This window comes from Rhizobium cerradonense (assembly GCF_030182455.1).
GTDB lineage: Bacteria > Pseudomonadota > Alphaproteobacteria > Rhizobiales > Rhizobiaceae > Rhizobium.
This window is the reverse complement of the sequence record NZ_JAQJCK010000006.1, coordinates 167,028-182,673: the sequence shown is the minus strand read 5'-3', so window position 1 is coordinate 182,673 and position 15,646 is coordinate 167,028. Positions and strand designations below refer to the sequence as shown.

General features: G+C 57.8%; 11 protein-coding genes. 8 read left to right on the top strand and 3 right to left on the bottom strand.

Annotated elements, in window-relative coordinates:
• Positions 1-123 precede the first annotated feature (123 nt).
• A complete protein-coding gene (locus PH547_RS16065; RefSeq protein ID WP_260304710.1) occupies positions 124-1,008 on the top strand; it encodes a LysR substrate-binding domain-containing protein in 885 nt (294 codons plus the stop codon).
• Between the two features lie 22 nt (positions 1,009-1,030).
• Here the strand turns inward: PH547_RS16065 and PH547_RS16060 are convergent, their stop codons facing one another.
• A complete protein-coding gene (locus tag PH547_RS16060) occupies positions 1,031-1,522 on the bottom strand; it encodes an Lrp/AsnC family transcriptional regulator (RefSeq protein WP_104826159.1) in 492 nt (163 codons plus the stop codon).
• A 288-nt stretch (positions 1,523-1,810) separates the two neighbouring features.
• Between PH547_RS16060 and PH547_RS16055 the strand changes: the two genes are divergently transcribed.
• The 3 genes from PH547_RS16055 (at position 1,811) to PH547_RS16045 (ending at position 8,221) form a co-directional block, all read left to right on the top strand.
• Entirely contained in the window at positions 1,811-2,020 is a 210-nt protein-coding gene (locus PH547_RS16055; RefSeq protein ID WP_104826160.1) for a hypothetical protein, read from the top strand.
• Between the two features lie 26 nt (positions 2,021-2,046).
• On the top strand, positions 2,047-5,751 hold the full coding sequence (gene putA, locus PH547_RS16050) for a trifunctional transcriptional regulator/proline dehydrogenase/L-glutamate gamma-semialdehyde dehydrogenase (protein WP_260304711.1): 3,705 nt from the start codon (positions 2,047-2,049) through the stop codon (positions 5,749-5,751).
• A gap of 283 nt (positions 5,752-6,034) precedes the next feature.
• Positions 6,035-8,221, top strand: a complete 2,187-nt coding sequence (locus PH547_RS16045; protein ID WP_285168817.1) for a methyl-accepting chemotaxis protein — start codon at positions 6,035-6,037, stop codon at positions 8,219-8,221.
• 728 nt (positions 8,222-8,949) lie between these two features.
• Here PH547_RS16045 and PH547_RS16040 read toward each other — a convergent pair.
• Positions 8,950-9,609, bottom strand: coding sequence for an acyl-homoserine-lactone synthase (locus PH547_RS16040; RefSeq protein ID WP_283053274.1), 660 nt, complete (start codon positions 9,607-9,609; stop codon positions 8,950-8,952).
• 144 nt (positions 9,610-9,753) lie between these two features.
• Positions 9,754-10,497: a helix-turn-helix transcriptional regulator gene (locus tag PH547_RS16035; protein WP_260304714.1), complete on the bottom strand. Its 744-nt coding sequence runs from the start codon at positions 10,495-10,497 to the stop codon at positions 9,754-9,756.
• Positions 10,498-11,378: 881 nt separating this feature from the next.
• Between PH547_RS16035 and PH547_RS16030 the strand changes: the two genes are divergently transcribed.
• From PH547_RS16030 to PH547_RS16015, 4 genes are read left to right on the top strand one after another with little or no spacing between them, the layout of a single operon-like run.
• Positions 11,379-11,816, top strand: a complete 438-nt coding sequence (locus PH547_RS16030) for a lipocalin-like domain-containing protein (RefSeq protein WP_260304715.1) — start codon at positions 11,379-11,381, stop codon at positions 11,814-11,816.
• A gap of 49 nt (positions 11,817-11,865) precedes the next feature.
• Positions 11,866-13,317, top strand: coding sequence for a glycoside hydrolase family 15 protein (locus PH547_RS16025; RefSeq protein ID WP_283053276.1), 1,452 nt, complete (start codon positions 11,866-11,868; stop codon positions 13,315-13,317).
• The gene (locus PH547_RS16020; RefSeq protein ID WP_104826168.1) at positions 13,314-13,757 is read left to right on the top strand and encodes a hypothetical protein; all 444 of its coding nucleotides are present in this window, start codon (positions 13,314-13,316) and stop codon (positions 13,755-13,757) included. Before PH547_RS16025 ends, PH547_RS16020 begins: the two co-directional genes overlap by 4 nt.
• 1 nt (position 13,758) lies before the next feature.
• Positions 13,759-15,516 carry a GMC family oxidoreductase gene (locus tag PH547_RS16015; RefSeq protein ID WP_285168815.1) on the top strand — a complete coding sequence of 586 codons (1,758 nt, stop codon included), beginning with the start codon at positions 13,759-13,761 and terminating at the stop codon, positions 15,514-15,516.
• Positions 15,517-15,646 lie beyond the last annotated feature (130 nt).

Below are 15,646 nucleotides of genomic sequence, written 5' to 3'. Positions count from 1 at the left end.
AACGGCAAAAATAAGCCGCCTTGACATAATGGAATGTAATGCAAAAAACTGCTGAGGCTGGTGCGGCTGCACCCCTCATCAATAAGGTTTTCCATGGTAAGTCTGCGGCGACGATTGCCTCCTTTGACCGGATTGACTGCATTTGAAGCCGTGGCTCGCAATGGCAGCTTCACGCGTGCGGCAAGCGAGCTCGGCGTTACGCAAGCCGCCGTCAGCCGGCAGATTCATCTGCTCGAAGAAATGCTGGGTTTCGATCTTTTTCGGCGCTTGCACCGCAGGATAGAGCTGACTGAAAAAGGAAGAACCCTGTCGACGGCCGCAACCACCGCCTTCAACCTTCTTGCCGAAACGATCTCTGAAATCACCAAGGAAGAGGCAGCCGAAGGGCTGACGATTTCCGCCACCGTCGCATTCTCACATTTCTGGCTGCTGCCGAAGATCTCTTCCTTCTCGAAAGTCTGCCCAGACAGCGCGCTTCGCATCATTACACAGGACAACGCGACCAGCCTTGGGAGCAGCGACGTGGACCTCGCCATCCGTTATGGCAATGGCATGTGGCCGGATGGACAGGCTGAACTGCTTTTCGATGATGAGATCTTTCCGGTCTGCAGCCAGGAATATGCTGAGAACCTCGGAAAAATCGGAGATCTTGCCGAGTTGGTGCGCTATCCGCTCATCAGCTCCGACACCGACGACCCAAGTTGGACAGGCTGGAACGAGTGGCTCGCTGCGTTCTCGGTGGAAGCACCCAAGCGCTCCCTCGGCATGCGCTGCAGTTTTTATACCGAAGCGGTTTACGCTGCATTGAACGGGCAGGGGATCGCACTCGGCTGGCGGCGCCTCGTTCAGGATCTCTTGAACAGGAAAGCGCTTGTTCGGCTGACCGAGCAGTCGATCGCGACGAGGAACGGTTATTTCATTGTTGTTCCGCGGCGAAGCGCAAAAAATCCGCATGTCGCTCAGTTTACCGCGTGGTTGAAAGAGACAGCGCATGCCATGCAGCAATGACGTTGCTGTCCGATGATGGCCGCTACAAGCCGCTTGTCTTTATTCGGCCGCCTTCCTTGACTGTTTCCATCGCCACACTTGTGGATGTGCTCGCCACGTAGGGGAGGGTCGATATTTTTTCTCCGAGGACGTGGCGGTATCGGCGGATGTCCCGTGTTCTTATCTTGATCAGATAATCAAAACGCCCTGCGATCATGTGGCATTCTTCCACCTCCTTGATCTTCCTCACTGCTGCATTGAAGCTTTTCAACGCGTCTTCCTTGGTACTCGTCAGCTTCACTTCCGCGAAGGCGACGTGATCGAGCCCAAGTTTGGCGGGATTCAAGATAGCCGAGAATCCCACGATGTATCCTTCGTCCACGAGTCTCTTAAGGCGAAGCTGACAAGGGGTTTTCGATAATCCGATCCGGCTGGCCAGATCCGTAATCGAGATTCGGCCGTCCTCGGTAACGACTTCGAGGATCTTCAAATCAAACTGGTCCAATTCACTAGTTTGAGCCTTTTCTGTAGACATTTTGCAATCCTATTGCCGTTCAAATAAGTGAATACATCAATCATTCGGCCTTAATCAAGTCTGAATGACTTTATCTCCTCGGTTATGATGAAGCGAAGCCGGTGGAGGAAGAAGTCCAGATGAATTCCGCAGCCAAGAAGGTCGAAGGATTCCTTCAAAAACGCGCTCATCGACATACCGTTCGGCGGATCAAACGATGCGCTTTGCATCTCAATCAGATTGCAGAGGCCTATGAGGCGGTCGGCATCTGATTTTGCCTATTTCGCTCGCGTCAAAAGGGGATCACGGATGTATAACTACAATAAGAAACGCGAAGTCAGTCAGGAGCCGGATCTGCTGGCTCACTATCGGCCGGTGGCGATCAGAGCGGTGGCGGCTGCGCTCGCTGTTAAGGCGAGCAAGCCGGATGCGGTGCCGCTTCGAGACACCGAGTATTCAGGTCCGGCCTGGCTGGACCATCCCGACGACGGCGAAGCCGGCGTTTCATTCATTCGCTAATCGACACATCGTTCACAGGTATTCCCATGCTAGACGCGGTACCCAATTCCACCTCTTCCCACGACGGCGTGTCACCCTTTGCTGACTTCGCGCCGCCCATTCGACCGCAATCCGAACTTCGGCAAGCAATTACCGCTGCCTATCGCCGGCCGGAAACCGAATGTCTGCCACCGCTTGTCGCTGCGGCCCGTGTCTCCGAAGCAAAGCGCTATGACATTCGCAGCACTGCCCGCACCCTGATCGAAGCGCTGCGCGCCAAGCATAAGGGCACCGGTGTTGAAGGGCTTGTGCACGAGTACTCGCTGTCGAGCCAGGAAGGCGTGGCTCTGATGTGCCTTGCCGAAGCGCTCTTGCGCATTCCCGACACCGATACCCGTGACGCACTCATTCGAGACAAGATTGCCGAGGGCGACTGGTCGTCTCACATTGGCGGCGGCAAATCGCTGTTCGTCAACGCTGCTACCTGGGGGCTTGTAGTCACCGGCAAGCTGACCTCCACCGTCAACGACCGCAGCCTTTCGGCAGCGCTGACGCGGCTGATCGCGCGCGCCGGCGAGCCAGTGATCCGCCGCGGTGTCGACATGGCAATGCGCATGATGGGCGAGCAGTTCGTCACCGGCGAAACAATCGAGGAGGCGCTGAAGCGCGCCCAACCGCTGGAGGCCCGCGGCTTCCGCTATTCCTACGATATGCTCGGCGAGGCGGCGACAACGGCGGCTGATGCCGAGCGCTATTTCCGCGATTATGAAAATGCGATCCACGCGATCGGGAAAGCCGCGGCAGGGCGGGGCATCTATAATGGGCCCGGCATCTCCATCAAGCTCTCGGCACTACATCCACGCTACAGCCGCTCGCAGTCCGGTCGGGTGATGAGCGAGCTGCTGCCGAAAGTGAAGTCATTGGCTGCGCTCGCAAAGGGATATGATATCGGCCTCAATATCGACGCCGAGGAAGCCGACCGGCTGGAGCTTTCGCTTGATCTTCTCGAGGAGCTTTGCTTCGATCCCGCTCTCAAGGGTTGGAACGGCCTCGGCTTCGTGGTGCAGGCATACGGCAAACGCTGCCCGTTCGTGCTCGATTACATTATCGATCTGGCTCGTCGCTCTGAGCGTCGGATAATGGTGCGCCTCGTCAAGGGTGCCTATTGGGACGCCGAAATCAAGCGCGCCCAGCTTGATGGCCTTGAGGATTTTCCGGTCTATACCCGCAAGATCTATACCGACGTCGCCTATGTCGCCTGCGCACGCAAGCTGCTTGCCGCGCCGGATGCGGTGTTCCCGCAGTTTGCCACCCACAATGCGCAGACGCTTGCTACGATCTATCATCTGGCGGGTCCGGATTTCGAAGTCGGCAAGTATGAGTTTCAGTGCTTGCATGGCATGGGCGAGCCGCTTTATGACGAGGTCGTCGGCAAGCAGAAGCTCGATCGCCCCTGCCGGATTTATGCGCCCGTCGGCACGCATGAAACGCTGCTCGCCTATCTGGTCCGACGTCTCCTGGAAAACGGCGCCAATTCCTCCTTCGTAAACCGTATCTCCGATCCGAATGTTTCGATCGACGCACTGGTCGCCGATCCCGCTGAAGTCGTCGCGGCAATGCCCGTGGTCGGCGCACCCCATGAACTGATCGCTCTTCCTGGCGACCTATATGGCAGAGCTCGTGCCAATTCCTCCGGTCTCGACCTGTCGAGTGAGAAGACCCTCTTCGAGTTGTCGCAATCGCTGGCCGCGACGGTCCAGACGCCATGGCACGCGCTTCCCATCCTCGCAGACGGTTCGACTGATGGGGTGACACGGCAGGTTCTCAATCCAGCCGATCACCGCGACGTCGTCGGGACGGTCACTGAGCTCAAGGTCGAAGAAGCAGCCCGCATTGCTCGCATGGCTGCCGAACACGCCCCACAATGGGCTGCTGTTCCCCCGGCAGAGCGCGCGGCATGCCTGGAGCGGGCCGCCGACATCATGCAGTCCCGTATCGAGACGTTGATGGGGATAGTCATGCGCGAGGCAGGGAAGTCGGCGGCCAATGCCGTTGGCGAGGTTCGGGAAGCCATTGATTTCCTGCGCTACTATGCCGACCAGGCCCGCAAGACGCTCGGTCCGGCGCATGCGCCGCTTGGACCGATCGTCTGCATCAGCCCGTGGAACTTCCCGCTTGCGATCTTCACCGGACAGGTGGCGGCAGCCCTCGTGGCAGGTAACCCAGTGCTTGCGAAGCCCGCTGGCGTGACGCCGATCATCGCATCGGAAAGCGTCAAAATCCTGCACGAGGCGGGAGTGCCACAGGGGGCGCTGCAATTCGTACCCGGTAGCGGTCGCCTTGGTGCTGCTCTTGTCGGCGCTCCCGAAACGGCAGGCGTCATGTTCACGGGGTCGACGGAAGTCGCCCGCCTCATTCAGGCGCAGTTGGTCGAGCGCCTATCGGCCACCACAGGCAAGCCCATTCCGCTGATTGCCGAAACGGGCGGCCAGAACGGCATGATCGTCGACTCGTCCGCACTTGCCGAGCAGGTCGTCGCCGATGTGATCGCCTCTGCCTTCGATAGCGCCGGCCAGCGCTGCTCGGCATTGCGCGTCCTGTGCCTTCAGGATGATATTGCAGACCGAACTCTTAATATGCTCAAGGGCGCCTTCAAGGAGCTGACGATCGGCCGCACCGATCGGTTGAACATCGACGTTGGTCCGGTCATCAATGACAGTGCCAAGACCGAGATCGATCAGCATATCGAACATATGCGCGGTCTTGGCTGCAAGGTGCATCAGTTGCCGCTCCACGAGGGCGCCGTGGCCGGGACGTTTGTGCCGCCGACGATCGTCGAGATCCGATCCCTTTCCGACCTCACCAGAGAAGTGTTCGGGCCGGTTCTGCACGTCATTCGCTACCGCAGAAACGGGCTCGATCGCCTGATCGATGATATCAACGCTTCCGGCTACGGTCTCACCTTCGGCCTTCATACCCGGCTCGATGAAACGATCGCGCATGTGACGAGCCGCATCAAGGCCGGCAACCTTTATGTGAACCGGAATATCATTGGAGCGGTCGTTGGCGTTCAACCATTCGGTGGACGTGGCCTCTCCGGTACCGGTCCGAAGGCTGGTGGCCCGCTCTATATCGGCCGCCTGGTTCAGAAAGCGCCTGTTCCGCCGCAGCAGGATTCGGTTCATACCGACCCGGCATTGCGGGACTACATCATCTGGCTGGATCGTCGGGGATTGTCAGCGGAAGGCGAAGCGGCCCGTGGCTATGCAAGCCGATCGGCGCTGGGACTGGAACGCGAGTTGGTCGGGCCTGTTGGCGAACGCAATCTCTACGCGCTTCATCCTCGCGGCCGAATCCTCCTGGTGCCGGAGACAAAGACCGGTCTTTTCCGCCAGATTGCCGCTGCTCTGTCGACAGGAAACCAGATCGCTATAGATGCGGGATCCGGTTTGGAATCCGTTTTGCCGGACTTGCCATCATCCGTTTCGAGCCGCATTTCCTGGACGTCGAACTGGGAGAAGGACGGGCCGTTTTCGGGTGCGCTGGTGGAAGGGGATCGGGCTAGGGTCCAGTCCATCAATCAGAAGATTGCGGCTCTTCCCGGCCCGCTCCTCCTGGTGCAGGCGGCGACCACGGATGAAGTAGAGAGCGACCCCGACGCATATTGCCTCAACTGGCTGCTGGAAGAGGTGTCGACCTCGATCAACACCGCGGCAGCGGGCGGGAATGCAAGTCTGATGACGATCGGATAGCCCGTTGTAGATCATATCGTGTGGGCGCGTTGCTTGCGCCCTCACGATCATCTCTTTGATGTTCAGATTTCGCCCATCGCGAACGCGGTCGCATGAACCGTCGACCGGTCCGTGTTTGACGAAATCCTTCTCGACTGATGCGTTCGCCCGATCCGCTATCAGAATGAGAGCCTATGCGCATAGCTCCGCACTTTTTGAAAAGTCACTCTGCGATTCTTCACGAGAAATTTATTTTCTTTTGAAAAAAATTCGAAAGATGCAGAAATGGAGCATGCGGATACCAATGAAGACGCTTTCGGGGAAGCTCGTAGTTGCAACCGGTATTGCAGTTGCGACGATTTTGCTTGGGTATACAGCAATCAACACAATTTCCGCCAAGGTCAGGACCGAACAGGAAGTCATGCTCAGGGCGACGGAGCAGGCAGCTTCTGTCAGCCAGAGTGTTGCTGTTCAAATCACCGAGGCGACTTCGGCAGGCAAGGCGCTAGCGTCATCGCTGGTAGGTTTTGTCGATGGCGGATCAAGAAAGCGGGCGGATATTGTTGCCATGCTAAAGACGGTGCCGCCGCAATACTCCAATGTATTCGGCGCCTGGATGTGCGAACTTATCGACGGGAAGTCCCCAAAGCCAACCTCCGGCGATGAGGGATTGAACAAGGAAGGTATTTTCACGCCTTATTGGACCAAGGGCGACAGCGGCCAGATGGAGTTCTCGACTTGGAAAATCGATCCCAAGCAGGAATATTATCGCGTTCCGCTGGAAACCGGAAAGCCGGTCATCACCTCTCCCTATCTCACCAACATGAAGAAGCTGGTCACGTCGGTTTCCGTCCCGATGACGTTGGATGGGCACGTCGTCGGGTTGGCGGGTGTTGACATAAAACTCGATGATCTGACAGCGGCGCTCAACACCATGCATCCGTTCGGAGACGGGCGTGTGATGCTTGTGGCCAATGATGGAAAATGGCTTGCGCATCCGAGCCAGGATAATCTCATGAAGGACTATGGCGACGTCGGCGCCGATCTGGTCAAACAAGCGCTGGCGGATGGCAAAATGCGCGTCGTCCCCGGGATGCCTGACGGCGTAGTTCGCCTTGTCTATCCGTTTAGCGCTCCCGGAATGAATACGACCTGGGCCGCGATTCTTGACGTTCCCGCTTCGGCCTTCGCGACACCTGTTCGCCAGCAGATGTATAGCGCCATCCTTGGCGGCTTCGCTATTCTGGTCGTGACGCTCGGCGTCATCCTGATCGCGAGCCGAAGCCTGATCGGCAAGCCGCTGACGAATGTGCTGGCCCATGTCCAACGCATGGCCGATGGGAACTATCGTGACGCGATCGCGGTCGGCAAGAGGAGCGATGAGCTCGGAAGCCTCATCTCGGCTCTGGAGATGTTTCGCCAGGAACTCGCCAACGGCGACAAGATGAAGGCCGACCAGGAAATCCTGCAAGGCCAGATCGAATTGGATCGAAAGACGCAGCGGGATCACGAAGTTGCCAAGGCCGAGGACCTTCGCCAGTTTGTTGAGACCGTGCAAACGCGATTTGAACGCCTTGCTTCCGGCGATCTCACGGTGCGTATGAACGAACCGGTCGCCCCGGAATTCGAGATGATCCGGCAAAATTTCAACACCGCCATCGCGGCTCTTGAGGAAACGATCCTCAATGTCGTCCAGTCAGTCTACACGATCAGGGGCGGGCTCAACGAGATTTCCAATGCATCCAACGATCTCGCGCGGCGCACCGAGCAGCAGGCAGCCTCTCTTGAAGAAACGGTCGCGGCGCTTGGTGAGGTTACCCGTGGCGTGAATGAGACCGCAGACGGCTCCCGCAAAGCGCAAGGCGTCGTTTCGCACGCGCGGGCAGATGCCAAAACCGGTAGTGACGTCGTTTCCCGCGCAATCTCGGCGATGATGGAGATTCAAACCTCCTCCAACAAGGTCGGCAATATCCTGCGGGTGATCGACGAGATTGCCTTCCAGACAAATCTGCTTGCTCTGAATGCCGGCGTCGAAGCTGCGCGGGCCGGGGAGGCCGGCAAGGGCTTTGCAGTTGTGGCTCAGGAAGTTCGGGAACTTGCGCAAAGATCGGCCCAGGCTGCCAAGGAAATTGCCGCGCTGATTTCGCTGTCGTCGTCACAGGTCGGAGCAGGTGTCGATCTCGTCGAGGAGACGGGAACATCTCTGTCGCACATCGTCACCAAGGTCAGCGATCTCACCGAGACCGTAAACGCAATTGCAGCCAGCGCTGCGGAGCAAGCGGTAAGTTTGCGAGAGGTTTCGGCGGCTGCGGACTTGATGGATAAGGTTACGCAGCAAAACGCGGCGATGGTTGAAGAGACGACGGCTGCCGCAAGAAGCCTTGCCGACGAAACAAATTCTTTGGCCAATTTCGTCGCACGGTTCAAACTGAGCAAAGCGCGCGGCTCCGTTGAGCACATAAGGGAAACGAACTTCGCCTTGGCGAGCTGACTGATCGCCCAGCTATCATTTGGGCAGCAGATACGAGAACTGCCCAGGCAGAAGGCGTGCGGAGGTCAATGGTAGCGTCATATCGCCTGCCGATTTGTCGATCGGCAGGCTTCATGCCCGAGATCCTGGGGCGATCGGCGCCGCCGCGCTTCACGGCGCTTTTTCTTGCAAGCTAGTGGACCTTTCTTTCGACCTCAGTTTCAGTTGCTACGCTGAGCATTTGAAGCAGATATCGTATCAATGTGACGTCCTCGGTGGACGTCTGGTTTTCAAATACCTGCGTGATGATCGCTCTCAAATTATTGGCCTGGTCGTGCACCAGCTCCTTAATATAGATTTCGGATTCCGCAAAAATTGCATTTTCGTTCTGTTTATCGCTTGTCATCTCACACCAACTGGTCCTGAAGCGTCTTTCCGGTTTGTCCGGCATTCTGCAGCCCTCAATTCTCGATCGAACTGATCGATCATGCGTTGCACCCATGGCTCATTGTAAACGTCGTCGCCGTCTCGATGGCGATCGCGTTCTTGGACGGATCTAATCTGCTCGACCAATGCTCGCAGCAGTGACATAACCCCCTCATTTCAGCTCGTTTCCGGAACGGAGCGACCTGGCGCATCTCGTTTGAAATCCATCGGCCGCGTTCGACAATCGACGCTTGCAGCGCCTTCCGATCGCATAATGTCGCCTGCTTCAAGCCGGCTCGCGCTTGCAAATCTGGCCATTGCTTTCACTTAGCCAAATAGGCGCTTTCATTGTGGTTTGAACGAGCTCTTGCATGAGCCAAATAGGGGAGGTGGCTCAAAGTAGTCTCGGGCTTCAGCGGGTTACGAAGCTCTGGTTCCAGCAAGAGGGTTGTTCCCTGGATGGAGTAGAGTTGATGATGCTTCATCAAACCGGCCATCGAAGGCTTTGCTTGGATCGGCACAATCAAGCCGCCCTCCAGCAGTGATGGCAATCCGAGTTTGGTTACCTGCCAACCCGTCGAAATCAGCAGATCCACCAACTTTGGATGCGTTTCGACAATCACCGAAGTAATGCCAGCGACAAGGCAAAACTCCATGACGCCGGTCATCAAGACATGGGAGGCCGGCACCTGATTGATCAGTATGTCACCTTCCGCGACACATCGGGTCCACTCGAAAATGTCTGGCGAGCGTGGCCATGTTCCGCCGTTCATTATCTGAGGGTATACGTCCGACAACAAATGCGGTTCTGTCGTCGGGAGCAATCGCGTATATCCGACAACGGCATCTTCGTGAAAGAGGGCGAGATGCACGGCGCGATCGCGATCGAACTGGTCAATTTCCAATCCGTCGCTTCTGCGAATGGCTTCCCAACCGAGCCTTTCCACAAATTGCTCGTGCCGAAAGCGCCAAATTTTCTCCATTGTTTGCTCGTTCGTTGCCGAGCAACCGACGTAGACTTTTATCATCCTTGCCCCTGATTTTACGGCAAGAATGCATGATAGTCCCTGTGATTTAAATGAGTAAAAATACCCAGCTTTCAGTCGTTAGCCGACTTCTAAGACCCTTTAGCGAAGTATTCCGAAACGAAAACTTTCCGCTATCATCTGCGCCGAATTCACGACATTCAGTTTGCGCTGAACATTCAGGATCTCATTCTGAATGGTGCGGTGCGAACGTCCCAGAATTTCGGCGATCTCGATGGCTGTCTTGCCCGCCGCGCACCATTGAATGATCTCGCGTTCCCGCGCCGTGATGCGCAAGAGGCTTCGGTCTCGCGATCTCGCCTCCTTTGCCATGAGGCCACGCAGGGCGTTGTGGGCGTAGATCGACAGAATATGCAACGCCCCTCTGGCGGCGTTGGAGAGGTCCACCTTTTCGGCACCAAATGTAACAACCGCCTGGAAGCCACTCGCTGTGTGCAACGGCACGCTGTAGCCGTCTTTCATTTTGAATTCTCTGGCTTCGTTCATGACGCGTCGCCCGTGACGGCCAAGCTCTTGATCTCGCAGCGCCTCGGACCAAACGAAAGCGCCGTCCTGCATCTTACAGAGCTGGATAATGGGATCGGCGTGAACGTAATTGTTCGACAAATAGTGTTCAAACCATTCCGTCGGCCAGGCATTCAACATGAAGTAGGAATCGATGCGTTCTGTGGGCAAGGGTATGCCGGAAATTGCAAAACAGTTGAAACCGAAGTGGCGTGCGGATCTGTCCAGGGATCCGAGTATGTCTTCCTTGCTTTTTGCGGCTGTTGTTTCCGACAAAAAGTCGAACATTAGATTTGCGGTTGCCACTGCTTCGCTGTTCACTCGCCCCTCCCCAGGATTTCAGACAATGTAGGGCATATTAGCTCAAGGAAGTATTATTTTCATGACCGCATCCCGCCGAATGCTGTGTGTATATGATATTTTTATAATAAACTTGAATACAGAAAGGAAGGTCATTGGCGAGAGCAGGGCGGTCCGCATGATCTGATGGACATACCACATCCCATGAATTGCACGGCTTCGCTTCGCTTTCATGCTCCTGGTCCGCGCTGGCAGCTTCGCCACAGGTCCCCTTGTCCAATCGAAAATGCACTTAAAGGTAGGCAAAATTGCTTATTTACCGTTGCGTAAGGTAGCTGTTAAATCCGACATTAAGGGAAGGAAATAACAGGCAAACGGGTGCGGGCTTACCGGAGGCCAACGATGGTCTTTCGTTGGAGGCAATGCCGTGCAGAATGGCATTGCCTGGCCGATCTTTCGGCATCTGGGAAAGAAATTCCAAAGAGCTATGCAGGCGGGATCGAACTCGCCGCTTAAACCTCCGATACCGACGGAAGCGCCGACTTCCGTCGGCACCAATAAAAATCGTCAGCTTTCAGAATCGATCCTCAACATCACTGGGTCGATGAGGCGGTGAAGCTACGGCTTGGCCGCAGCCAGGAGAGACCGGCAACGGGCACGCAGCATGTGCGGCCTGTTTCGCGAAATTATGACGTGTGACTGATGGAGGGGCACTTGTCCTGCCTCATCGATCAGTCTTCAGGCCTAATGATGAGACGTTTGCGCCGAGGTCTTAGCGATCTCGTGCCGAAGCGCCAATGCTTGAATTCCGAAAGTCGAACCAAACTCAAAGCCTTGCGTCACGGTCGTAGACGACCGTGCGGGGCGCAGCGATTACGTTTCCGGCAAGCGGAGAGGGGCCCATGAACAGCCTTAAAGGATCTTGGAAACTATCAGGATGGCGCAGGACGACCAGCAAGGGGGATGTTTCCTATCCGCTTGGTGAGGAAGCATCGGGTTTGCTTGTCTACACGTCGAGCGGCACGATGATGGTGCAAATGACGGCCGCAAACCGTCCGGCTTTCGAAACCAGCGATCCTCTCGGGGGGAGTGCAGAGGAGCGGGCGGCCGCATACTCAACGTGCCTCGCTTATTTCGGCAGCTACAGGGTTGCCGAAGGCAAGGTCACGCACCGGATCGAAGGCAGCTCCTTTCCCAATTGGTCGGAAACCGAACAGGTTCGCCCCTACGAGCTTAAGGGCGACGAACTGATCTTGCGCACGCCCCCTTCTGAGAGCGGCGGAATAACCACCGTAAACGAGATGTCCTGGATCCGCGTCAAGGGACCAGCCGACGCCTGATCCACTTGGGCGCGGCTGCGCCTCATTCATGCATTCGAGGGAGGAATAGATGAACATCACCAGCACCATCCATCATACGGCCCGTGCTCGGGCGGGAGTGCCGCTTGCTTTGGGAAGGCAGCACCCGAAAGCGGCCTATCAACAAACCGATCTGGCAGCTCTCGCCAAATATTTCATTCTGCTGATGCTGCGCAATGTCACGAGCGACGGCTATGTCATCGAGGATCCCGCCAATCCCGGGCAATATTCGGTGCCGGGATGCATTATCGCCGCGCCTTCCTTTCCTTCCAACACACCCGGCGTCGATCAAGACTATGTCTATAATTGGGTGCGCGACGCTGCGATCACCGCCATCGAGATCGCGGCTGCCGACTTGCCTGCAACCCCAGGCGGAGGCGTGCCGAGTCTCACGGATTATGTCAGCTTCGCCAGGCTCTGTCAGAGCAATGCCCATCCGACGCTGGGGCATGCATGCTTTACCGTGGCCGGTCAGCCGCGTCCCTGGACCGAACAGAATGACGGCCCCGCCATTCAGAGCCTCGCCCTCCTGCAGGCCTATCCTCAGTTGGACGCAGCGACACAGGCCATCGCAAGACAGGTCATCGAAACAAATATCTCTTATCTCCTCGGCGCCTACCAGCAGCCAACCACCAATCTGTGGGAGGAGCACGAAGGTCTGTCCTTCTTTGCGCGCTCGGTTCAGCTCCGCTGTTTCCGGGAGGTTGCCGCCAATAGCTACGGCATCGGCGTTGCCGCCAATGTCCCAACGGCAATTGCCTGGCTTGAAAACGCCCTCCAGGATCATTGGAACGGCTCGTACTATGTGACGATGCTGGCGCCGGGCGCCGGTCCCGGCGTTTCCATTGTTTCCGGCGACCTTGGCTACGATCCAAACATCGACATCATTTCAGCCTGTGTCTATGGAGCGGTGCCGACAACCGACACGAGGTTGCTTGCGACGGCAGCCCGCCTGCGCAGCCAGTGGGCGGACCCCAATTCCAATTCGTTCTACCCGATCAATGGTACGGATCAGGCACGCGGGATTGGTCCTCTCCTCGGTCGCTATCCGGGCGACACCTATGACGGCGATGTCGCCCATCCCGTCGCCGGCGGGCATCCCTGGGCCCTGTGCACATGCAACTTTGCGGAGCTTTACTATCGTCTCGCAAACGACGTCGATCACGCAGGCAAGGTTCCCTTGGACAGTCTGTCCGAGGATTTCTTCGCACAGGTTGGGGTGACGAGCACGACCTCCATTGCCGATGCGTCCGCCGCGCTGCGAAACGCGGGTGACGCTATGCTGCGCGCGGTTGTCTATCACAGCGATCGTTATGAGTTGAGCGAGCAGTTCGACGGCACGTCCGGCTACGAAAAGAGCGTGCACAATCTGACATGGAGCTACGCATCATTTCTGTCTGCGGTGCGCGCCAAAACCGGCGGAAGCAAATTGTCCGGTAAGGCCGCCAGCAAGTCCGCGCGGACGTCCGGAGGCAAGAAATGAGCGAGCGCTTTGCAAGCTTCATTGCTCTCTCAAGCGTGCTGACCGGTTTCAACGCGATGCAGCTTCACGCCACCGGCCTGGCGGAAACCTATCTCGGCCTGCTGGATCAGATCGTTCCCGTCGATATCGTGAACGATCTGCTCGAAAGCCTTCGAGAACTGCCGGCGAACCGGGATGGTGAGCGATCAGCGGCAATTCTTAGGGATCCGCAACTTGGGCCGATCGCGCGCAACGTGATCATGCTTTGGTACTGCGGCACCTGGCAACAATTGCCTGCGGGATGGCGTACCGCCTTTGGAGCATCGCCGCTCGACAAAACCCATCTGGTCTCCGGTGCGGCCTATCAGGCCGGCCTGCAATGGCTTGCGGCGGGTGCCCATCCGCCGGGAGCCAAGCAGCAAGGTTTCGGCGCATGGGCCTTGGCGCCCGCGGGGGGATGACATGACGACCGAGATGTCCTTTGACGTGGTGATCGTTGGCGCCGGTGTTGCCGGCGCCCTGATCGCCAAGCGTCTGACCAAGGCCGATATGCGGGTTCTGCTGCTTGAGGCAGGACCCGGCACGACGCGCAGCTACAACGAGTACACGCAGCATCTGGAGCACTTTTACGCCGCAAACAGCAAAGGCCCGGAATCGCCGTGGCCGCCGGCGGTCGCCGCCCCGCAACCGGACACGGCCGATTTGCGTTCGAACAACGGCTATTTCGTCCAACGTGGGCCGAATCTCTATGGCAGCAGCTACACGCGGCTATGGGGTGGATCGACCCTCCACTGGCTTGGCGTGTCGCTGCGCATGCTGCCGGAAGACTTCCGCATGCGATCGCTTCACGGGGTCGGGCGGGACTGGCCCATCGATTACGACACCATCGCACCCTATTACGAGCAGGCCGAACACGAAATCGGCGTTTCCGCCGACGTCTCCGAACAGCACTATCTCGGGCTTCGCTTCTCCGACGGCTACGACTATCCAATGCAGCGCGTCCCGCCCAGTTTTTCGGATCGGGTACTCGGGGCGGCGGTTGACGGTATGGAGGTTCAGCTTCAGGACGAGTCGTTCCGGCTCAAGGTCCGAGGCTATCCGGCGGCTCGCAATTCGCTGCCGCGAAAGTCCTACCGGCCGGTGGGCACCGGCTATCTCGGAGAGCGCTGCGAAGGCAATACATCCTGTACGCCGATCTGTCCGGTGCAGGCGAAATATAACGCCAGCAAAACCCTCGCTCAGGCGGCTTCGAACCGGCTGACTCTCATGACACAGGCAGTGGCCTCGAAGATCCGTATCGATCCGGCAAGCGGCGAAGTGAAGGGGATCGAATATCAGCGCTACGAGGATCAGACCTCGACGGAGGCAAAGACCTTCGTCGCAAAGGCCCGGGTCTACGTTTTGGCGGCCCATGCCGTGGAAAATGCCAAGCTCATGTTGGCTTCGGGTATCGACGGTCCGCGCGGTCAGGTCGGCAAGACCCTCATGGATCATCCGACGCTCTATGCCTGGGGGCTCGCGCCCTCTTCGATCGGTGCCTATAGAGGCCCGCAGTCGACGGCCGGCATTGAGGATTTGAGGGGCGGCGCGTTTCGCTCAAAACACGCGGCATTCCGCTTCGACATCGGCAATGACGGCTGGCGGGCGAGCACCGGAGCTCCCGATACAGCGGTTTTGCAGGCGGTGATGAACGGCGGGCTCTACGGCTCGGCGCTGCGTGGGGAACTGGAAGCGACGCTGCCGCGCCAAATCCGCTTCTCCCTTGCGGTCGAACAGCTTCCCGATGCTGCCAACAGCGTCAGTATCGATCCGCGCTATCGCGACCCCCTCGGCAATCCGCGCCCCGTGATCGATTACAGGATCGATGACTACACGCTGGCCGGAATGGCGGCCGCCTCCGGCGTCGCCGAAGCCGTGTTTCATCGAGCCGGAATAAAGGATTGTACCGATCCGGATAAGGGAAGCTGGTTCCCCACTGTCCAATATGAGGGGCGCACTTTTAGCTACCACGGCATGGGGCATTTTGCCGGCACGCATGCCATGGGCGCGGATCCCGGCGGCTCTGTCCTCGATATGGACCAGCGGGCCTGGGAGCATCGGAACCTTTTTGTCGTCGGTTCCGGCAGCTTTCCAACGCTTGGCACATCCAATCCCACGTTGACCCTATCGGCTTTGGCGTTGCGGACGGCGGATCGGTTGATCGCGACCTTCGCACACTGATCGCATTTGCGCGTGCCGGCAAAAGCCGGCCGACGAATTCATCTATCCGGAGCGGTCCTTTGATCGCGCCACGCAAAAGGGAGCAAGCGGAATGCATCTATCATGTCGGCTGCGCGCCAACCGGAAAGAA